The organism is Kosakonia sp. SMBL-WEM22, from assembly GCF_014490785.1.
Lineage (GTDB): Bacteria > Pseudomonadota > Gammaproteobacteria > Enterobacterales > Enterobacteriaceae > Kosakonia.
The window spans coordinates 2418367-2438722 of record NZ_CP051488.1 but is presented as its reverse complement, the minus strand read 5'-3'; the positions used below and the strand labels follow the sequence as shown (position 1 = coordinate 2438722).

The 20356-nt window shown below is 60.1% G+C and carries 16 protein-coding genes; 12 read left to right on the top strand and 4 right to left on the bottom strand.

Going from position 1 to position 20356, the window contains the following annotated elements:
* Positions 1-3 precede the first annotated feature (3 nt).
* The 4 genes from glgX (at position 4) to HF650_RS11555 (ending at position 3526) form a co-directional block, all read left to right on the top strand.
* Entirely contained in the window at positions 4-2079 is a 2076-nt protein-coding gene (glgX, locus tag HF650_RS11570) for a glycogen debranching protein GlgX (protein WP_187802494.1), read from the top strand.
* Positions 2080-2220: 141 nt separating this feature from the next.
* Positions 2221-2652, top strand: a complete 432-nt coding sequence (locus HF650_RS11565) for a hypothetical protein (RefSeq protein ID WP_187802493.1) — start codon at positions 2221-2223, stop codon at positions 2650-2652.
* Positions 2642-3193 (top strand): RNA polymerase sigma factor, encoded by a 552-nt coding sequence (locus HF650_RS11560; protein WP_223284303.1) that lies wholly within the window; start codon positions 2642-2644, stop codon positions 3191-3193. The genes HF650_RS11565 and HF650_RS11560 overlap by 11 nt, the downstream gene beginning before the upstream one ends.
* A gap of 27 nt (positions 3194-3220) precedes the next feature.
* Positions 3221-3526: a hypothetical protein gene (locus tag HF650_RS11555; RefSeq protein WP_187802491.1), complete on the top strand. Its 306-nt coding sequence runs from the start codon at positions 3221-3223 to the stop codon at positions 3524-3526.
* Here the strand turns inward: HF650_RS11555 and HF650_RS11550 are convergent, their stop codons facing one another.
* Both HF650_RS11550 and HF650_RS11545 read right to left on the bottom strand, forming a co-directional pair.
* Positions 3527-4855 carry a glycoside hydrolase family 10 protein gene (locus tag HF650_RS11550; RefSeq protein ID WP_187802490.1) on the bottom strand — a complete coding sequence of 443 codons (1329 nt, stop codon included), beginning with the start codon at positions 4853-4855 and terminating at the stop codon, positions 3527-3529.
* Positions 4856-4942: 87 nt separating this feature from the next.
* A complete protein-coding gene (locus HF650_RS11545) occupies positions 4943-5401 on the bottom strand; it encodes a DUF943 family protein (protein WP_187802489.1) in 459 nt (152 codons plus the stop codon).
* Positions 5402-5519: 118 nt separating this feature from the next.
* Here HF650_RS11545 and HF650_RS11540 point away from each other — a divergent pair, with 118 nt between their 5' ends.
* From HF650_RS11540 to HF650_RS11505, 8 genes are all read left to right on the top strand, one after another.
* Positions 5520-6737 carry a nitrate regulatory protein gene (locus tag HF650_RS11540; RefSeq protein WP_187802488.1) on the top strand — a complete coding sequence of 406 codons (1218 nt, stop codon included), beginning with the start codon at positions 5520-5522 and terminating at the stop codon, positions 6735-6737.
* 255 nt (positions 6738-6992) lie between these two features.
* A complete protein-coding gene (locus HF650_RS11535; RefSeq protein ID WP_187802487.1) occupies positions 6993-8255 on the top strand; it encodes a CmpA/NrtA family ABC transporter substrate-binding protein in 1263 nt (420 codons plus the stop codon).
* 12 nt (positions 8256-8267) lie between these two features.
* Positions 8268-9188: a nitrate ABC transporter permease gene (gene ntrB, locus HF650_RS11530; RefSeq protein WP_187802486.1), complete on the top strand. Its 921-nt coding sequence runs from the start codon at positions 8268-8270 to the stop codon at positions 9186-9188.
* A complete protein-coding gene (locus HF650_RS11525) occupies positions 9189-9986 on the top strand; it encodes an ABC transporter ATP-binding protein (RefSeq protein ID WP_187802485.1) in 798 nt (265 codons plus the stop codon).
* 11 nt (positions 9987-9997) lie between these two features.
* Entirely contained in the window at positions 9998-14155 is a 4158-nt protein-coding gene (gene nirB, locus HF650_RS11520; RefSeq protein ID WP_187802484.1) for a nitrite reductase large subunit NirB, read from the top strand.
* 56 nt (positions 14156-14211) lie between these two features.
* Positions 14212-16785: a nitrate reductase gene (locus tag HF650_RS11515; protein WP_187802666.1), complete on the top strand. Its 2574-nt coding sequence runs from the start codon at positions 14212-14214 to the stop codon at positions 16783-16785.
* Positions 16786-16835: 50 nt separating this feature from the next.
* Positions 16836-17531 carry a transporter substrate-binding domain-containing protein gene (locus tag HF650_RS11510; RefSeq protein ID WP_187802483.1) on the top strand — a complete coding sequence of 232 codons (696 nt, stop codon included), beginning with the start codon at positions 16836-16838 and terminating at the stop codon, positions 17529-17531.
* Positions 17528-18040, top strand: coding sequence for a GNAT family N-acetyltransferase (locus HF650_RS11505; protein WP_187802482.1), 513 nt, complete (start codon positions 17528-17530; stop codon positions 18038-18040). Before HF650_RS11510 ends, HF650_RS11505 begins: the two co-directional genes overlap by 4 nt.
* A 278-nt stretch (positions 18041-18318) precedes the next feature.
* Here the strand turns inward: HF650_RS11505 and HF650_RS11500 are convergent, their stop codons facing one another.
* A complete protein-coding gene (locus tag HF650_RS11500; protein WP_187802481.1) occupies positions 18319-18798 on the bottom strand; it encodes an RES family NAD+ phosphorylase in 480 nt (159 codons plus the stop codon).
* A gap of 50 nt (positions 18799-18848) precedes the next feature.
* Positions 18849-20348 (bottom strand): lipopolysaccharide kinase InaA family protein, encoded by a 1500-nt coding sequence (locus HF650_RS11495; RefSeq protein ID WP_187802480.1) that lies wholly within the window; start codon positions 20346-20348, stop codon positions 18849-18851.
* Positions 20349-20356 lie beyond the last annotated feature (8 nt).

The window sequence follows — 20356 nt, the reverse complement described above, 5'->3', positions numbered from 1 at the left end:
ATCATGTCTAACGGTAAGCCATATCACATCACGGCGGGGCACGGCCAGCAACTCGGTGCGAATTACGACGGCGAGGGCGTGAACTTTGCGCTCTTTTCAGCTCACGCTCATCGCGTGGAACTCTGCTTGTACGATCCGAGCGGCAAACAGGAGATTGCCCGCCTCGATCTGCCGGAATATACCCATGAGATCTGGCACGGCTACGTGCCCGGCCTGAAACCCGGTGCCCTTTACGGCTACCGCGTGCATGGCCCCTATGATCCGGAAAACGGCCATCGCTTCAACCCCAACAAACTGTTGGTTGACCCCTATGCGCGGGAGCTGGTTGGCGATATTGAGTGGAACGAAGCGCACTTCGCTTACGATCTGCTGCATGAAGATAAAGATTTAACCTTTGACGAGCGCGACAGTGGGCCGTTCACGCCGAAGTGCCGGGTTATCGATCCCAACGAGTTTGAGTGGCAGGATCAAAACCGGCCGAATATCGCCTGGCCGAGCGCCATCATTTACGAAACACACGTGAAGGGCTTCACCCAGCTCAATCAGGCTATTCCGCAGGATCTGCGCGGCACCTTTGAAGGGATGGGGCATAAAGCGACGGTCGACTATATCAAGAGCCTTGGCATCACCTCCGTGGAGCTGCTGCCGGTGCACTGGTTCCCGGACGATCAGCATCTGCTCGATAAAGGGCTGCACAACTTCTGGGGCTACAACACCCTCGGTTTCTTTGCGCCCGCTTCGCGTTACTACGGCCCGCGCGGCATTCAGGGGTTCCGCGACATGGTGCGCGCCTTCCACGATGCCGGTATCGAGGTGATCCTCGATGTGGTCTATAACCACACCGCCGAAGGGAACGAACTGGGTCCGACGCTCTCCTTTAAGGGCATCGATAACTTCTCCTACTACCGCACGCTGCCGGATCAGCATCGTTACTACATCAACGATACCGGCACTGGCAACACGGTGAACACCTCCCATCCGCGCGTGCTGCAGATGGTGACGGACTCCCTGCGCTACTGGTCGGAGTCGATGCATATCGACGGTTTCCGCTTTGACCTTGGCACCATTCTTGGCCGCGAGCCGGAAGGCTTTGACCAGCGCGGCGGCTTCTTCGACGCCATCACCCAGGATCCAGTGCTGTCGAAGCTGAAGCTGATTGGTGAGCCGTGGGATATCGGCCCTGGCGGCTACCAGGTTGGCGGCTTCCCGCCGGGCTGGGCGGAGTGGAACGACAAATACCGCGATACGCTGCGTGAATACTGGAAGGGCGATAACGTCTCGACCGATTTCGCTGCCCGTCTGCTCGGCTCAGGCGATCTCTATGATCTGCGCGGGCGCCGTCCGTGGGCGAGCGTCAACTTCATCACCGCCCACGACGGTTTTACGCTTAACGACCTGGTGTCGTACAACGAAAAACATAACGAGGCGAATGGCGAAGATAACAACGACGGCCACAACGACAACCGCTCCTATAATTACGGCGCGGAAGGCCCGACCGACGATGAAGGCATCAACGCCGTGCGTGAGCGCCAGAAACGCAATTTTCTTGCCACGCTGCTCTTCTCCCACGGCACACCGATGCTGCTGGCGGGCGATGAGTTTGGCCGCAGCCAGTCCGGGAATAACAACGGTTACTGCCAGGATAGTGAGATCTCCTGGGTACACAGGGACACCTTGAACGGCGCGAACGAAGCGCTGCGCGAATTTACCCGCCAGGTGATTGAGCTGCGCACCGCCCAGCCGCTGCTGCGCCGTGAAAACTGGCGCGACGGGATGGAGATCAAGTGGTACAACGCCGGTGGCGGCGAGCAGTTGCCGGAGCAGTGGGAAGAGGGAACTACCCTCGGCGTCTATATTGGCCGCGCCGATCTGCAAGAGGAAGAGGGCATCTGGCACGACGTACTGATGCTGTTCAACCCGTTTGAAGGTAACGTACCGTTCCGCATTCCGCAGTTTGGCGAAGGCGGCTGGGTGCTGGAGCTGACCACCTCCGATACGGTGAAACGCGGGATCGTTATCACCAAAGAGAAGGATTTCGAGCTGGAAGGCCGCAGCATCGCGCTGTTCCGCCGCCCGTAATCGTTTCCTGTTACTCCGCACTTTTTCAGGCGCACACGTTGCGCCTGTTTTTTTATTTCCCTTTTTTAGCAATATTTCCCGCGCTCATTCGTCTACTTCATCACAGGCATTTATTCGCTAATCTGATGAGGAAGAAAAACAATGAGAGATTTTCATATGAATGAAAGGCAACACGGTTTTGGTCGCCATCGCGGTGCGAAGCCGCTGGTCATTGGCGCCGCGCTGTTTGTGCTGCTCGGTCTGGTGGTGATGTCGCTATGGAACGCGCTGTTACCGACGATCATCGGGGTGAAGAGCATCGGCTTCTGGCAGGCGCTCGGGATTCTGGTGCTGTCGCGCATTCTCTTTGGCGGCCTCGGCTTTCGCCCCGGCATGTTCGGCATGGGCCGCGCCCACCGGCGCATGCATGAGCGCTGGATGACGATGACGCCGGAGCAGCGGGAAGAGTTTGTCGAAAAACGCCGCGAAGCTTTTCGCCGCCACGGTCACTGCGGCTGGCACGAACGTCGCCATGAACCGGAGCAGCAGCGTCCGAACGCGGGTGAGCGCGATGACCCGCGTCATGACGACTGAGTCCGCACTTGTCACGGCGCTGAACGCCTGCCGCTCAAGGCTGAAAGCCTTTATCCGCAGCCGCTCGCCGGTGAAAGAGGAGAGCGAAGATATCCTGCAGGAGATCAGCTGGCAGTTAATGAAGGTTGAGCAGCCGGTGGAGAATGTCGCCGCCTGGCTGTTTCGCGCCGCGCGCAACGAGATGACCGACCGGGCGCGTAAAAAGCGCGAAGTGCCCTTATCGGGGCTATTTACTGAGGGTGACGAGGAGGCAGACTTCGTTGAAGACGAGGTAGCTGAAACGCTGTTCGGCATCGCCCAGACGCCGGAAGAGGAGTATCTGAAGGGGCTTTTGTGGGAGGAGCTGGGTCAGGCGCTGGAGGAATTGCCGGAAGCCCAGCGCGAGGTGTTCGAAAAAACCGAGTTACAGGGTTACACTTGCAAGGCCCTGGCACAGGAGCTGGGCGTCAGCGTGCAGACCCTGTTATCGCGCAAGCATAAAGCAGTGCTCTATTTGCGCGCGCGGATGCAAACGCTCTATGACGCGCTGACCGGGGAGTAACAGACAAACATCACTAAGGAGAAGGGCGTGACGGATGAGGAGTTAACTCGCCTCGTGCAGGACAAAAGTGACTACCGCAAGCGGCTGGATCTGATTACCCGCCTGCAACGGGAGCAGAGCGCGCGCAGCACGCAAGCGCTGGTCACGCTGGCGAAAGAGGATTTTGTCTTCGCGGTGCGCCACGCGGCATGGGAAGTACTCAGCGCGCGCGGCGTGGCAATGAAAGAGCCGGTGCTCCGCTCGCCCTTTGCGGACTGGCTGGAGAGAGTGTTGCACCGGATAGGGCGCTTTTTCAGCGTCATCACCGATAACTGGTGGTTCTGGCACTGGTAATTAGCGCCCCCAGCGCCCCTGGAGATAATCCACCGCCTGGCGGGTCTGCGGCTGCGTCAGGTAACCTTCGCGGAACAGGATCGTCCCGGCAATGCCCGGCAGGGTTTCATTCATCTCAATCTGCTTTCTCAGCTCCGGCACGCCGCCGTCGCGCGTCCACTCCGGCTCCATTCTGGACGGCTCGCCCACTTTATAGAGCGCCACGCCAATATAGAGCCTGGTATGTGTCGGTTTCACTACCTGCGCCCACCACTTCGCCAGCACATCGTAGCGCGCGGCATCGCGGGTAAAAGGCCAGTAGATCTGCGGCGCGATATAGTCGAGCAGCCCCTGCTGCACCCAGCGGCGGGTATCGGCAAAGGATTCATCATAAGCTGCCGCACCGCGCGTCTCTGAACCTGCCGGATCAAACGAACGGTTACGCCAGACGCCCGCCGGGCTGACGCCAAACTGTACGTTAGGATTCAGCTGCTTGATGGTGCGCGACACCTGCTCAATCAACAGCTGGGTGTTGTGCCGCCGCCAGTCCGCTTTGGCGGCAAAACCTTGCCCATACTGGCGGAATGTCTGGCTGTCGTTCAGCGCTGAACTCGCCGTTTCGCTGTAGAAGTAGTCATCAAACTGCACGCCATCCACCGGGTAGCGCGCTACCACCTCGGCGACAATGCTGGTGATCCAGTCGCGCACCTCCGGAATACCGGGGTCGAGCACATAACGGTCGCCCGCCGTGCGGATCCACTCCCGGTGCAGGACAAAAATCGATGCCGGGCGCAGGATAAGGGTGCGGTTAAGCTCCGCGACCGTGGAGGGTTTGGTATTGGTCGAGACGCGGTAAGGGTTAAACCAGGCGTGCACCTTCATGCCGCGCTGGTGCGCCTCATCCAGAATAAATTGCAGCGGATCGTACCCCGGATCCTGACCAATCACCCCAGTGAGGGTATCTGACCACGGCAAAATTTTTGATGGCCACAGCGCGGTAGCGTCCGGCTTCACCTGGAAGAAGACCGTATTGATGCCGAGGCGTTGCAGCTTATCAAGCTTTGCGATCAGCGCCGCTTTCTGCTGCTCGACGCGCAGCGCCGGGCTGAGAGTCACCGAGTTGATCGGCGGCCAGTCGAGGCGGGAAACCGTCGCCAGCCAGATTCCGCGCATGGTTTGCGGCTGGCTCATCCCGCCATCGGGCAGCGGCTGTTTGCTCACCGGCGGGTTCGGCGTCACAAGGGATTTCGGCGGTTTCGACGCGCAACTGGCCAGCAGCAAAGCAGCCATCAGCACGGCCATCTTTTTTAAGCGGCCTGTCCGGGTAACACAACGCGGGTGTGTGGTCATAGGTTTCTGTGTTTTCAGCGAGATACGGGGCAAATACATTCTGGTCGGATTACCGGGTAAGTCAAACAATTCGATGAGTGAATATATCTAGCGTACGCTAAAGGTCTCGTGAAGACGTGTCAGGGTGCCGTCCGGCCTCTCCTCGTAACTTGTTTCACCAAAGCTATAAACGGTTTTCTTGCCGGGATATATGAAAATCAACATCACCATCTCTTTATAGATGCACTTTTCCGGCGCGCTGATGTCGCTAAAGCAGTTGTAGTCCTCAATACTGCCGTCGCGGGTGCCTGTCGGCAGGCGATCGTAGCGATCAAAGTTCATGATCATGACCACGGTGTTACCGGAGCGCACCAGCAGGGGAAACTGCTTTTGCAGCGCCGCGCGGTTCTCGCGCCACCAGTTCACTTTGCCTCTGTCACTTAACGGCAGGTTCTTCACGTAGAGCGCGCGCTCATCGGCCCGGATCGCCTGCGGCGTACGCAGAAAAAGCCAGGCCAGCCAGACCACGCCGATAAGTAAGAGCGGAGCCGCCATTTTCTTCACCATAACCTAAACCTCTCCCTGCGGTGTGAAGTGGCATTCTCACCCGCCCGAGCATGATGTCAATCGCGGCGGCACACTTCTTGCTTCAGTAAGGCTACGGTTTTCTGGAAAAGGGTGTGCGATGACGCTTTCAGCGCTCGATTTTGTGCTCGCCTCGCGGCGCAGCGAAATCACCGGCCTGCAGCAGCTGCTGCAGATGGGCAAGCTGGTCGGCGCGGTGAGCCAGCTTATTCATCTGCTGCAACGCGAGCGCGGCACGGCCAATATTTTTCTCTGCTCGCAGGGGAAGACCTGGGGCGGACGGCTGCGCGAGCGGACAGCGCAGGTGGAGCGCGCCGTGCAGGCGGTGCAGCAGCAGCTGGCTGCGCTCGATCAGGAGGAGCTGGCGCGGGGTAACGCCGCACGACTTTTTAGCCGCATTGCCAGCGTGCTGCACAGCCTGAGCACGCTGCCACCGTTGCGCGAACAGGTGCAGCAGCTCGCCATTGCCCAGCCTGAAGCAATGCAGCGTTACAACGAGGTGATCCGCTGCCATCTGGCGCTGATCGTGGAAACCGCCGACACCTCCGGCGATCCCAGCGTCTCGCGCGCGCTGCTGGCGCTCTTCAGCTTTATGCAGGGTAAAGAGCTGGCCGGGCAGGAGCGGGCGCTGGTGGCGGCAGGCTTTACCGTCGGATCGGTTGATGAGCAGGCAAGCCAGCAACTGGTGGAGTTGATTGATGCCCAGGAGCGCTGCTTCCACACCTTCTGCGAGTTTGCTGATGCCGCAAGCCTTGCGCTATGGCAGCAACAGCAGCAGGAGGAGAGCCGCGAGCTGGAGCGCTTTCGCCGCCTCGCCTGTAGCCGCACGCTGCCGCCGGGCGAGCCAACGGAGGCCGCGCTGCGCTGGTTTGAAATCACCACCACACGTATTGATGCCATGAAACGCATTGAAGATGCGCTGGAAAAAGGGGTGATGCAGTGCTGCCGCCAGCGGATTGCTGCCGCGCAGCGCGACGCCGAGCAGCAGCGCCAGGAGATCGCCCAGTTGCCGCAGGCCGACGATCCCTTTACGGCACTGATCCCACCGCAACTGAGCCGCACGGTGCTGGAGCTGGTTGAGCAGCAGTCCCGCCAGTTGCAGGCGCTGGATGCCGAACTCGCCGGGCTGCGCGCGACGCTTGCCGAGCGCAAGCTGGTGGAGCGGGCGAAAAGCCTGCTGATGCAGCACCATGCGATGAGCGAACCGCAGGCGCACAAAACCCTGCGCGAGATGGCAATGCAGCAGAACAAGAAGCTGGCGGAGATCGCCGACGCAATGCTCTCCGTCGCCGCCGTCATGGGCAAAAAATCCACCTAACTCTAAAGGAGTAGCTGCACCGCTGGTGTGCATTTCACCGCCCGTTGCGGTGCAAATTTTGTGAGCCAAATCGCTAATCCCCTGTTTTTACAGGCATCAGCAATCTGGCACACATTCTGCTTATCTCATATACGAAGGTGCTGGCTAATGGCGGTCAGCATCACTTCCCGGATAAAGGCGTCCGTTAGCGTTCAGGAGACTGAGCGCTAACCGGACGCTTTTTTTTTGCCCCTTTTCAACTGACAGGATGCCGCAATGACGCAAGATGATGACAACACCATGGGTAAATTTTCGCGCCGCCGCTTTCTGGCAGGCAGCGCGGCGCTGGGCGGCAGCCTGCTGATCCCGGGCCTGATGAATAGCGTATGGGCGGCGGGTTCAGACGCGCCGGAGAAGAAAACGCTGCGCGTCGGGTTTATCCCGCTTACCGACTGCGCCCCGGTGGTGATGGCGGCGGTGAAGAAGTTTGATGCGAAGTACGGCATCACCATTATCCCGAGTAAAGAGTCGAGCTGGGCCTCGGTGCGCGACAAGCTGCTCTCCGGCGAGCTTGATGCGGCGCATGTGCTTTACGGCATGGTCTACGGCTTACAGCTTGGCGTCTCGGGTCCGCAGCGCGAGATGGCGGTGCTGATGACGCTTAATAACAACGGCCAGGCGATCACCCTATCAAATCAGTTGAAAGAGGCGGGCGTTACCGATGGCGCGTCGCTGAAAAAGGTGATTGCCGCCAGCCCGCAGGGGACTTACACCTTCGCGCAGACCTTCCCGAGCGGCACCCACGCCATGTGGCTCTACTACTGGCTGGCGAATGCTGGCATCGATCCCTTTGCCGATGTGCGCAATGTGGTAGTGCCGCCGCCGCAGATGGTGGTGAACATGAAGATTGGCAATATGAGCGGCTACTGCGTCGGCGAGCCGTGGAACCAGCGCGCCATTCTCGACGGCATCGGCTTTACCGCCGCCACCAGCCAGCAGATCTGGCCCGATCACCCGGAAAAAGTGCTCGGCACCACCTCGGCGTGGGTTTCGACAAATGGCAATGCGGCGCGCGCCCTGACCGCCGCGGTACTGGAGGCCTCGCGCTGGATCGACGCCTCCGATGATAACCGCCGCGAAACGGCAAAAACCATCGCCGCCCGCGCCTATATCAACACCGCCGTCGAGACTATCGAAGGCAGGATGCTCGGCCACTATGAGGACGGCCTGGGCAAAACGTGGCAGGACGCCCGAGCGATGCGTTTCTTTAACGATGGCGCGGTGAGCTACCCCTGGCTCTCTGACGGCATCTGGTTTCTGACCCAACAAAAACGCTGGGGCCTGCTGAAAAGCGATCCCGACTACCTCGCGGTTGCCCGCCAGATCAACCGCAGCGAACTCTACAAACAGGCCGCGACAGCGGTGGGCGGCATCAGCGTGCCCACCAGCCAAATGCGCAGCAGCACCCTGATTGACGGAAAAGTGTGGGACGGCAGCGATCCTGCGGCCTACGCCAACAGTTTTGCCATCCACCGCTAAGTGAGGCCGAGAATGTCTGCAAACACCCAACCGAAAGTGATCCCGCTGGAGCCAACGCCGCAGCGCGCGGAGATTGTGCCGCTGAAAAGCGCCGCGCCACAGGTTGCACCTTTAGTGGCAAAACGCGCGCCGGTAAATCGCCTGCGCAGTATGCTGCAACGCTTTATGACCGCCGCGATCCCCGGCCTGCTCGGCGCAGTGGTGCTGATCGCCCTCTGGCAGGTGGCGGCGCTTAACAGCAAAGGCTTTCCGACGCCGCTGCAAACCTGGGACGCGGCAAAAACGATCTTCGCCGAGCCGTTTTATATCGACGGGCCAAATGATATGGGCATCGGCTGGAACGTGCTCGCCTCCCTTGAGCGCGTGGCGCTCGGCTTTGGTCTGGCGGCGCTGGTCGGCATTCCCGTCGGCTTTCTGATTGGTCGCTTTCGCTTTATCGCCCGCATGTTTGGCCCGCTTATCGCGCTGCTGCGCCCGGTCAGCCCGCTGGCGTGGCTGCCGATTGGCCTGCTGCTGTTTCAGCGCGCCGAACCGGCCTCGACATGGACGATTTTTATCTGCTCCATCTGGCCAATGATCCTCAACACCGCCGAAGGGGTGATGCGTATTCCGCAGGATTACCTCAACGTCGCGCGCGTTTTGAAGCTCAGTGAGTTCACCGTGATGCGCAAAATCCTCTTTCCCGCCGTGCTGCCGCACATCCTTACTGGCGTGCGCTTGTCGATCGGTATCGCCTGGCTGGTGATTGTCGCCGCCGAGATGCTGACCGGCGGCGTCGGTATCGGCTTCTGGATCTGGAATGAGTGGAACAACCTCAATGTGCAAAACATCATCATCGCCATTCTGCTGATTGGCGTGGTGGGGATGGCGCTGGAGCAGGGGCTGATGGCCATTGCCCGCCGTTTTAGCTACGACACTCGCCGGGAGTCATAAATGAAAAAGACGCACGCCATTATCCGGGTCGAAAACGTGACCCAGACCTTTGCCACCGCCAGCGGGCCGTTTGTCGCCCTTGATGATGTCAGCTTTACCATCGCCCAAGGGGAGACGGTGAGCCTGATTGGTCACTCCGGCTGCGGGAAGTCAACGCTCTTAAACCTGATTGCCGGGCTGAGCCGCCCGACGCAGGGAGTCTTGCTATGCGATAACCAGGAGATCGTCGGCCCCGGCCCCGAGCGCGGAGTGGTGTTTCAAAACCACTCCCTGCTGCCGTGGCTGACGGCGGCGGAGAATGTCGCGCTGGCGGTAAACCAGGTGTTTAAGGGCGAGATGAGTAAAAGCGAGATGCAGGCATGGATCGCCCACAACTTGGAACTGGTGCATATGGGGCATGCGATGCATAAGCGCCCCGGCGAGATCTCCGGCGGCATGAAGCAACGCGTCGGTATTGCCCGTGCGCTGGCGATGAAGCCGAAAGTGCTGCTGATGGATGAGCCCTTCGGCGCACTCGATGCCCTGACGCGCGCCCATTTGCAGGATGCGGTGATGGAGATTCAGAGTCAGCTCAACACCATCATTGTGCTGATCACCCATGACGTCGACGAAGCGGTGCTGCTCTCTGACCGGGTAATGATGATGACCAACGGCCCGGCGGCGAAAGTGGGCGAGGTGCTGGAGGTGACGCTGCCGCGTCCGCGCTCACGCCTGGCGCTGGCTAACGATGCGCAGTTTCATCACTACCGCCAGCAGGTGCTGCACTTCCTGCATGAAAAACATAAAGCCGTGGCCTGAGGAATACGCCGATGGAGAAACCGCGTCTGATAGTGATTGGCAACGGCATGGCGGGTGCGCGGCTGGTGGCACTGCTCTGCGAACGCGCGCCTGACCGCTTTCACATTGTGCTGATCGATGAGGAGGCGAGACCGGCCTATAACCGTATTCTGCTCACGCCGCTGCTGGCAGGCGAGAAAACCTTTGATGAGATTGTGATGCATGACGAGGCCTGGTATGCCCGTCACAGCGTGACGCGGCTTGCGGGTCAGCCGGTGACGGCGATCGATCGTGCATCCCGCACCGTGTGTCTCGGCGGGGAGTCACTCGCTTACGACCAGCTGATTCTCGCCACCGGTTCGCGCCCCTTTATGCCGCTGCTTCCCGGCATCGATCTGCCCGGCGTCTACGCCTTTCGCCAGCAGGCAGACGTTGAGGCGATGCTGAACCACCTCTGCGCCGGAGAAACGGCGGTCGTGCTGGGTGGCGGAGTGCTGGGTATTGAAGCGGCGGCGGCGCTGGCGCAGCGCGGCATTCACAGCGTGATTGTGCATCGCGGCCCGCACCTGATGGATCAACACCTGGATGCGCATGCGGCGGGGCTGCTGCAAGCGAGCCTGCATGCGCGCGGCATCGACACGCTGCTGGCGGCTGAAACCCGCGCCTGCTGCGCCGATGCGCAGGGTCGGGTTTGTGCGGTGGCGTTGCAGGATGGGCAGCAGATCCCGGCGCAGGGCGTGGTGGTCTGTGCCGGTGTACGGCCGAATATCGCCCTCGCGCAGGCTGCCGGGCTGGCGTGCGATCGCGGCATTCTGGTGGATGGTCACTTGCGTACTGCCGATGCGGCGATTTCAGCGATTGGCGAGTGCTGCCAGTTCGGGGAGATCACCTTCGGGCTGGTGGCGCCGTGCTGGCGGCAGGCAGAAACCCTTGCCGCCAGGCTTCTCGGTGAAGCAGCCGCGCCGTTCGCGCTTGAAGAGGTGCCGCTGCGCCTGAAGGTGAGCGGCCTTAATCTCTACTACGCTGGCGCGCGCGAAGGCGATGCGGTTTACACCGCAGCCGATCCGTTTACCGGCGATTACCGCCGCCTGGTGATGAGCGATAACCAGCTGCGCGGTGTGCTGCTATGGGGCGATATCAGCGACGGGCCGGGGTACTTCGCCCGGCTTAATACCCCCGGTCAGCCGGACCTCTTTACCCCTGAAGAGCATCTTCCCCCTTTTCTGAACCAGCCGTTATCCACTGAGGTAGCGAGGAGCGATGTGATGTCAAAACCTGTTTTAATTGTCGTCGGGCACGGCATGGTCGGCCACCACTTTCTGCAACAGCTGGTGGAGCGCGAACTGCATCTGCGCTACCAGGTGATTGTCTTTGCCGAGGAGCCAGTGCCGGCCTATGACCGCGTCCACCTTTCGGCATGGTTCTCCGGGCGCAGCGCCGCGTCGCTATCGATGGTGGAAGAGGGCTTTTTCGAAGCCACCGGCATTGAGCTGCGTCTCAAGCAGGGTATTGCGCAGATTGACCTTCAGCGCCGCTTTGTCGTCGATAAGCAGGGTCGTCAGACAGCCTGGGATCGGCTGGTGCTGGCTACCGGCTCATCGCCTTTTGTGCCGCCGATCCCCGGTAATGATGCGCCGGGATGCCTGGTCTACCGCACCCTTGACGATCTGGTGGCGATCAAGGCCTGTGCCGACGAGGGCAAGAGTGGTGTGGTGGTTGGCGGCGGCCTGCTGGGGCTGGAAGCGGCGAACGCGCTGCAAAACCTCGGTCTGCAAACCCATGTGGTGGAGTTTGCGCCGCGGTTGATGGGCGTGCAGCTGGACGAAGGCGGGGCGGCGATGCTGCGGCGTAAAATTGAAGCCCTCGGCGTGCAGGTGCATACCAGCAAAGAGACGCGCGAAATTATCGCCGGAGAGACCAGCCGCTATCGCATGAACTTTGCCGATGGCACCTTTCTCGAAACCGATCTGGTGCTCTTCTCGGCGGGCATTCGCCCGCGTGACAACCTGGCGCGTGACTGCGGGCTGGCGATTGGGCCGCGCGGCGGCATTGTGATTGATGACCAGTGCCGCACCTCCGATCCGGACGTCTTCGCCATTGGTGAGTGTGCGCTGTGGCACGGGCAGATTTTCGGCCTCGTCGCGCCAGGATACCAGATGGCGCGCACGCTGGCGGAGACGCTGGCGGACGGTGAAGCGGCATTTACCGGCGCGGATATGAGCACCAAGCTAAAGCTGCTTGGCGTTGAAGTGGCGTCGATTGGCGATGCCCACGGCCGCACGCCGGGCAGTGAGAGCTACAGCTGGGTTGATGGCCCGGCGGAGATCTACAAAAAAATCGTCGTCTCAGCGGATGGCAAAAAGTTACTTGGTGCGGTGCTGATTGGCGACAGTGACTCCTACAGTGCGCTGTTACAGATGATGCTCAATGATATGCCGCTGCCCGCCAGGCCCGAGACGCTGATCCTGCCTGCCAGCAGTGGGGAAGCAGCGCCAACGCTCGGCGTTGCGGCACTGCCCGACAGCGCGCAGATCTGCTCCTGTCACAACGTCAGCAAAGCGGATATCTGCGGCGCGGTGAATAGCGGTTGTAGTGATATGGCGGCAATCAAATCCTGCACCAAAGCGGCGACCGGCTGCGGCGGCTGCGCGGCGCTCACCAAACAGGTGATGGAGTTCGCGCTTGAAGAGATGGGCGTCGAGGTGAAAAAGGATCTCTGCGAACACTTCCCGTACTCGCGCCAGCAAATCTATCACCTGGTGCGGGTGGGCAATATCCGCACCTTTGACGAACTTCTGGCAAAACACGGGCGCGGGCAGGGGTGCGAGATCTGCAAACCGCTGATTGGCTCGGTGCTCGCCTCCTGCTGGAATGAGTACCTGCTGAAGCCGCAGCATCTGCCGTTGCAGGACACCAATGACCGCTTTTTTGCCAATATCCAGAAAGATGGCACCTACTCTGTGGTGCCGCGCATTCCCGCAGGTGAAATCACGCCGGATGGGCTGATTGCCATCGGGCAGATTGCGCGGCGCTATAACCTCTATACCAAGATCACCGGCGGCCAGCGCGTCGACCTGTTTGGCGCGCGCCTCGAGCAGCTACCGGAGATTTGGCAGCAGCTGGTTGAAGCCGGTTTTGAGACCGGGCATGCCTATGGCAAATCCCTGCGCACGGTGAAATCCTGCGTCGGCTCCAGCTGGTGTCGCTACGGCGTGCAGGACTCCACCGCGCTGGCGCTGCAACTGGAGCACCGTTACAAAGGGCTGCGCTCGCCGCACAAAATCAAGATGGCCGTCTCTGGCTGCACCCGCGAATGCGCCGAAGCGCAGAGTAAGGATGTCGGCGTGATCGCCACGGAGAAGGGCTGGAACCTCTATGTCTGCGGCAACGGCGGCATGAAGCCGCGTCACGCCGATCTGCTGGCGCAGGATCTGAGCACCGAGGCGTTAATCCGCACCGTCGATCGCTTTTTAATGTTCTACATTCGCACCGCTGACCGCCTGCAACGCACCAGCACCTGGATGGATAATCTCGACGGCGGCATGGCCTACCTGCGCGAGGTGGTGCTGGAGGATAGCCTGAACATCGCCGCCGAGCTGGAGAGTGAGATGAAGACGGTGATCGACGCTTATCAGTGTGAATGGCAAACCACGCTGGCTGACCCGGATCGGCTGGCGCTCTTCCGCCCGTTTGTGAACAGCGACCAGCCCGATGAAGGGGTGGTGATGGTGCCGGAGCGCCAGCAGATCCGCCCGGCGACCGCGCAGGAGCGCGCCGAGCTGCCTTCCTCTACACGCAAACCGCTGCCGCAGGGCTGGGTCGATCTCTGTGCATTGTCTGAAATACCGCACCATGCGGGCATGGCGGCGCGGCTCGGTCATCAGCAAATCGCGCTCTTCCATCTGCCGGGTCACCCGCAACAGGTCTTTGCTCTCAGCAACCATGAACCAGGCAGCGAGGCAAATGTGCTGGCGCGCGGCCTGCTGGGGGATGTTAACGGCGAACCGGTGGTGATTTCGCCGCTCTACAAGCAGCGCTTTCGCCTGCGCGACGGCCGCAGTCTTGATGATGAACAGACCGCGCTCAACGTCTGGCCGGTGAAAGTGGAGGGCGGGCGCGTGTGGGTGCTGGCGCAGCCACAAAGTGTTGCGACAGGGCGCGAACAGCGCATCGCCACGGTGAGCCTGTGACGGGCGCGGCGGTTTCCACCACCTGCGCTTACTGCGGCGTCGGGTGCGGGGTGCGTATGCAGCCCACAGGGGATGGATTTAGCGCCCAGGGCGATGCGTTGCACCCGGCGAACCACGGGCGGCTCTGTGTGAAGGGCAGCGCGCTGGGTGAAACGCTCGATCTCACCGGACGGCTGCTGCAACCGGAGATCGGCCAGCAGCCGGTAAGCTGGGAGCGCGCGCTGGATGCGGTGGCGGAGGGGTTGCAGCGGGTGATTGCGCAGTTCGGCCCGCAGGCGGTGGCCTTTTACGGCTCCGGCCAGCTGTTGACCGAGGATTACTATGTCGCCAACAAGCTGATGAAGGGGTTTATCGGCAGCGGGAATATGGATACCAACTCGCGCCTCTGTATGGCTTCGGCGGTGGTGGGCTATAAACGGGCATTTGGCGCCGATGCGGTGCCGTGCAGCTATGAGGATCTGGAACTTGCCGGGTGCGTGATCCTCACCGGCTCAAACACCGCCTGGGCGCACCCGGTGGTATACCAGCGGCTGGTGCAGGCCAAACAGGCGCGCCCGGAAATGCGCATTATCGTTATCGACCCGCGTATTACCGCCACTTGCGACCTCGCCGATCTCCATCTGCCGCTGCGCCCCGGCAGCGATGCGGCGCTGTTTTGCGGCGCGCTCCATTTTATGGCGCAGCAGGGCAAGCTGGATCGTGAGTTTCTCAACCATTACACGGTTGGCACAGAGGAGGCGCTGGCAGCGGCAGAGGAGTGGACCCGTGATCGCACCGCCGACTATTGCCAGTTGCCGCCGGAGTCACTGCTGGCCTTTTATCAGATGATTGCCGCCAGCGACACGCTGGTGACGCTCTACTCGATGGGCATTAATCAATCCACTTCCGGCGTTGATAAGTGCAATGCCATTATCAACCTCCATCTGGCAACAGGGAAAATCGGCCGGGCAGGCTGTGGGCCGTTTTCGATAACCGGTCAGCCAAATGCGATGGGCGGGCGGGAAGTGGGCGGGCTGGCCAACCAGCTGGCTTCGCATATGGGCTTCTCGCTACATGAGGTTGATCGCGTCGGGCGCTTCTGGAAGAGTGACAACGTCACAAAAAATCCCGGTCTGAATGCCGTCGATCTCTTTCGCGCCGTGGAAAGCGGCGAGATAAAAGCGGTGTGGATCATGGGCACCAACCCGCTGGTCTCGCTACCCGATGCCGACCGCGTGCGCGCCGGGCTGGCGCGCTGCGAACTAGTGATTGTCTCGGACGTAATGCGCGACACCGATACCACGCGCGCGGCGCATATCCGTTTACCGGCGCTGGCGTGGGGCGAGAAAAACGGCACGGTCACAAATTCTGAGCGCTGCATTTCCCGCCAGCGCGCCTTTCTGCCGCCGCCGGGCGAGGCACGCGCCGACTGGTGGATCGTAAGCCAGGTGGCGCAGCGCATGGGGTTTGCAGAGGCTTTTAACTGGCAGCATCCGGCGGAGATCTTTTGTGAACATGCCGCGCTGTCGGGGTTTGAAAATGAGGGCACGCGGGCGTTTGATATCAGCGGCCTTGCGACGCTCACCCGGCAGCAGTGGGACGATCTGAAACCTATTCAGTGGCCGGTAAATGCGCTGCATCCCCACGGCACGGCGCGCTTGTTTACTGATAATCGCTTCTTTTTTGCCGATGAGAAGGCGCGACTCATTGCCGTAACACCGCGTCTGCCCGCCAACCTGCCAACGCGACGCTGGCCGCTGGTGATGAACACCGGACGCATCCGCGATCAGTGGCACACCATGACGCGCAGTGGGAAATCCCCCCGGCTGATGCAGCATATCAGCGAGCCGTTTTGTCAGTTTCACCCCGACGATGCGCCGCAGATTAGCGCCGACGATCTTGTGCGTGTTTCATCAACGCACGGCTGGCTGCTGCTGCGCGCGCAGCCGGATGCCCTGCAACCGCGCGGCAGGGTGTTTGTGCCGATGCACTGGAACAGCGCCTTCAGCCAGCAGGCGCGGGTCGACGCGCTGATTGCCGCCGAGACCGATCCCCTTTCCGGCCAGCCGGAGAGCAAGCAGATGCCGGTCAGCATCCAGCGCTGGCAGGCCGCCTGGCAGGGCGAACTCTTTCTGCGTAAAGAACCTGAACTTATGCCGAAAACGGCCTACTGGAGCCGCATCACTCAGCCCGGTGTCACGCACTTTGCGCTCGCCGACAGTGCGTGGCCGACTTCGTGGATGGCGTGGCTGCGCGCACATTTTCTGGCTGACGCATGGGTATGCCAGCCCGCCACGCTTGGCGACGATGGCTTTAACCTGCTCGCGTGGGCCGACGGCGAACTGCAACTGGCCTTTTACGCGCACCGTCATCGTCCGCAGCCGGACCGGGCAGCGGTGATCGCCGCATTTGCCCAACCGCCGCAAAACGCCGCACAACGGCTGGCATTGCTGGCTGGGCGCAGCGCCAGCGGCAAAGCGCCTGCCGGTGCGACGATCTGCAGCTGTTTTGCTATCGGTGAGCGGGCAATTAGCGAGGCGATCCAGTCAGGGTGCAACAGCGTGTCGCGCCTTGGTGAAAAGCTTAAGTGCGGCACCAACTGCGGCTCCTGTATTCCCGAGCTGAAAAGGTTGATTGCCCGCCCGCAGTGACGCGCGTCTGCTATCTTTTGAAGGCATAAACTGCTTTCAGGAGAAGCACTATGTCAGCCAGTCAACCGCTTCGTTTCGCCATCAATTTAGGTAACGCCGTGCTTGCCCGCCAGACCGCGGCGGGTGAGCCTGCCGGGATCACCGTTGAACTTGCCCGGCGGATTGCCGCCGGGATGGCAAGAGAGGCGCAATTTATGACCTATCCGACCGCCGGAAAAGTGGTGGAGGATGCCGAAAACGGCGTCTGGGATATCGCTTTTCTCGCCGTCGATCCGAAACGCGAAGAGACATTACGCTTTACCCAGCCCTATATCACTATCCAGGGCACAGTGCTGGTAAAGGCGCAAAGCCCGTGGCAGAGCGTGGCGCAGATGGACAGGCCCGGCGTGGTGATAAACGTCGGCAGGGGCGCGGCGTACGATCTCTACTTAACCCGCGAGCTTGAGCACGCCACGCTCCATCGCCTGAGTTCGTCGCAGGCGGCGATTGACGCCTTTGTTAACGGTGAAGGGGATATGGTCGCCGGGATCCGCCAGCCCCTTGAGCAAACGGCGGCAGAACACCCCGGCTACCGCGTGCTGGAGGATGATTTTATGCAGATCGCCCAGGCGATTTGCCTGCCGCGCCAGCAGGAGGCGCTCTATCACACCGTAGTGGAGAAGCTGACGCGCTGGCAGACAGACGGGATTGTTAAAGAGATAATCGACACTGAGTTAATTGCCTCGAATAATTCAGGAACCCAATGAATGACATCACCATTGCACCGGCGCGCACCGGGGATCTCGCCGCACTAAGAGAGATTGAACTCGCCGCTTTCGAAACGCTGCGGGCCGCCGGGGCGGTAAGCGGCGAACCGGTGGCCTCCAGCCTTGAAGATCTCGAACGTTTATCCCGCGAAGGGCTGCTATTAGTCGCTTTTACTGCCGACCAACAGCCGGTCGGCTTTGCCGGGGCGCAGATCGAGGATAACTGGCTGCATATCGCCGAAATGGATGTTCACCCGGCGTGGCAGCGCAAAGGGATTGGTCGCCAGTTGCTGCGGGCGCTGCTGAGCGCAGGAGAGAGGCGCGGTTTAGCGGGCGCGTCGCTGACCACCGATCGCTATGCGCCATTCAACGCCGCGTTTTACGCTTCACTGGGGTTTGAACAGATCAACGCGGATGCGCTTTCTGCGCGGCTGAAAGGCCTGATTGACGCAGAAACCGCAAGCGGGCTGGATGCAAACCGACGGATTGCGATGCAGCGATATTATTAAACATCAGGCAAAAAAATGCCCTCACGGGAGGGCAGCAGAGTCAAAATACTATTTTTGCTTTTAGTACATCATCAGTTTTGCTCAGTCACGAGCGGGTCTTGATTAGGCAGGAGACACCGTCAAGACAAGAGTAACTATCGCATAAAAATAGTATCGTTCAACAATAATTGCCTACCATAATTAATGGTTTTGCAATGATCTGAGATTTATCTGTGCCCGAAAAGCGTGTTAACACATACTTTTTTACATTGATAAACAATCTGTTATGTTCACAGGCTTCACGTCACGATTTCCACCTCGGGCTGCCCGGCGCCGTTATTCCAGCTAAACAGCACCAGATGCCAGAGACCCGGCGCTTTGCGCGACGGGTCGATTAACCCCGCCGCGCCCAGCGTTTCCAGCTGCTGACGCACGCGCCAGGAGGAGGGCGTACCGCCTGCGGCGACAATCTCCTGCCACGGCGCAACAGCATCAGCAAGATCGATACCGGCAGCCGATAACGCCGCAGCGTTGCGTAAATCGAAAATGCGGGCAGCGCGAACGCGCAACTCAATAATTTCCAGCTCCGCGCTGCGGTTCGCTTTATGCGCCTGCATCGCCGCGTCGACGCCCTCAGGCGAAGAGCTGAGGTAAAGGGTGGGTTGTTCGGCCCGCGAATATCTGCCCGCGTTTCGCGATCCTGTAAGCGCAAGGTCGCGATAAGCAGGATCGATCGCCCGGTAAAAAGTGCCACTGATGGTGGTAAGCGTGGGTAGCATGGTGAACTCCGTGAAAAAAGCAGGCAAAAGCTGCCTGCTTTCGGTGCTAATCAGTTGGAAAGAAGCTGAACCACTACAAGCCTGCCGCCTTCCTGCTGGGAGAGAACGAACTGCGCGTTGTCCGTTAGTTCAATTTTGTCGCCAATCGGGATGGGCTTTTTATCCGGGAGCGACATCAGCCCCTCAATTCCTTCGTTCACCAGCCACCACTGATCGTTATGGTAAACAAAATAGCCGACACGCTTTTTCTGCTCCGGGGTGGTGCGCTCGTTCGGCGCAATTAGCCGGTTCACATGCCAGGCGTAAAGGGACTGACCGCTCCACACCATTAACCGGTGATCGTCAGGCCGGAAGCTGCCTGCCTTGCGGGAGGAGTAGAGGTTAAGAATCGGCAATTTCCCACGGTAGGGCGTTCCACAGTAGGGGCAGACCGGTTTGGTTTTCCCGGAAAAGACATACCACTTCTGATCACAGCTGCTGTTCTGGCAGGGCTGGATCAGATCCACGGTTTTCACCAGCGCGCTTTCCCACTCATCAGCGGTCGGGCGACGGGCGGGGTTATGTAACCCCTCGATAAAGGCACGATCGAACAGCGGCGTCAGATAAGGACCCATAATGGTATAGGGGATTTTTTCCGGGTCGGCCCAGGGCAGCGCAAACGGGGAGATCTGATTAAGCTTAACGGCATTGCTTCTGTCCGTCGGGTGTTCGATAAACAGCGCCCGCTCGCCCATCGCCAGCGTTTCGTCCCGTGTCTCATCATCGAGATCGTGGATTTTTCCCCCTCTGAGCGGGTGGCGGAAAAAGAGGTACATATAGATCAGCACCGCCAGTGCGTGGCGATCCGTCGCGATGCTCGGCAGCACACGTTTAGGATCCTCTTTCGCAAGGTGGCTGGTCTCCACCACTTCCGGCGCGATGAAATCGGGCGTGCCGACCACATCAGGCGGGTATTTTCCGGGTACCACCAGCCCATCGACATCAATAATACAGGCGTGCCCCTGCTCGGGATCGACGAGCACATTTTTGTAGCTCAAATCACTGTGGCAGAGGCCCGCGGCATGCATTCTTCTCACCGCACGGGTCAGCAACAGGCACACCTTCAGATAGGTGAGGGTGTTGCCGCGTTCGCGCGGATCGAGGAATTTATTCTGGTTACTGGCGCTGGCGAACCATTTCCCCTCTTTTTCGCGTCCTTTGATGCCGAGGAAATCATCATTCTTCGAGCCATACTTAAAGAAGAAGTGCTGCTGATAGACGGGAACGACAATACCGATTTTGTTGTTGTGCTCCACAACATGCGTCGGCCAGCAGAAGAGATCTTTCCAGTAATCACCGCCCGCCTGTTCAAAAATATTCTGCCGGTAGCGCCCGGTGATCATATCAATCCGCTCTCTCGCCTGGGCGTTTTGCGGCTTGTGGTAGAAGGCGACCACATAGGACTTGTCTGGCGAGAAGTAGACATCTTTCATCGAACCGGATCCGATAACTTCGTCGACGTACTGCACCGTCTGCCCATCTTTTGTTGTACATGTAACGATATTTGCCATATTCAGTC

What these genes read in the sequence shown, in the direction of transcription:
- glgX (WP_187802494.1), top strand. Translation starts at nt 4, where the DNA reads ATGTCTAACGGTAAGCCATATCACATCACGGCGGGGCACGGCCAGCAA.
- HF650_RS11565 (WP_187802493.1), top strand. Translation starts at nt 2,221, where the DNA reads ATGAGAGATTTTCATATGAATGAAAGGCAACACGGTTTTGGTCGCCAT.
- HF650_RS11560 (WP_223284303.1), top strand. Translation starts at nt 2,642, where the DNA reads ATGACGACTGAGTCCGCACTTGTCACGGCGCTGAACGCCTGCCGCTCA.
- HF650_RS11550 (WP_187802490.1), bottom strand. Translation starts at nt 4,855, where the DNA reads ATGACCACACACCCGCGTTGTGTTACCCGGACAGGCCGCTTAAAAAAG.
- HF650_RS11545 (WP_187802489.1), bottom strand. Translation starts at nt 5,401, where the DNA reads ATGGTGAAGAAAATGGCGGCTCCGCTCTTACTTATCGGCGTGGTCTGG.
- HF650_RS11540 (WP_187802488.1), top strand. Translation starts at nt 5,520, where the DNA reads ATGACGCTTTCAGCGCTCGATTTTGTGCTCGCCTCGCGGCGCAGCGAA.
- HF650_RS11535 (WP_187802487.1), top strand. Translation starts at nt 6,993, where the DNA reads ATGACGCAAGATGATGACAACACCATGGGTAAATTTTCGCGCCGCCGC.
- ntrB (WP_187802486.1), top strand. Translation starts at nt 8,268, where the DNA reads ATGTCTGCAAACACCCAACCGAAAGTGATCCCGCTGGAGCCAACGCCG.
- HF650_RS11525 (WP_187802485.1), top strand. Translation starts at nt 9,189, where the DNA reads ATGAAAAAGACGCACGCCATTATCCGGGTCGAAAACGTGACCCAGACC.
- nirB (WP_187802484.1), top strand. Translation starts at nt 9,998, where the DNA reads ATGGAGAAACCGCGTCTGATAGTGATTGGCAACGGCATGGCGGGTGCG.
- HF650_RS11515 (WP_187802666.1), top strand. Translation starts at nt 14,212, where the DNA reads ATGCAGCCCACAGGGGATGGATTTAGCGCCCAGGGCGATGCGTTGCAC.
- HF650_RS11510 (WP_187802483.1), top strand. Translation starts at nt 16,836, where the DNA reads ATGTCAGCCAGTCAACCGCTTCGTTTCGCCATCAATTTAGGTAACGCC.
- HF650_RS11505 (WP_187802482.1), top strand. Translation starts at nt 17,528, where the DNA reads ATGAATGACATCACCATTGCACCGGCGCGCACCGGGGATCTCGCCGCA.
- HF650_RS11500 (WP_187802481.1), bottom strand. Translation starts at nt 18,798, where the DNA reads ATGCTACCCACGCTTACCACCATCAGTGGCACTTTTTACCGGGCGATC.
- HF650_RS11495 (WP_187802480.1), bottom strand. Translation starts at nt 20,348, where the DNA reads ATGGCAAATATCGTTACATGTACAACAAAAGATGGGCAGACGGTGCAG.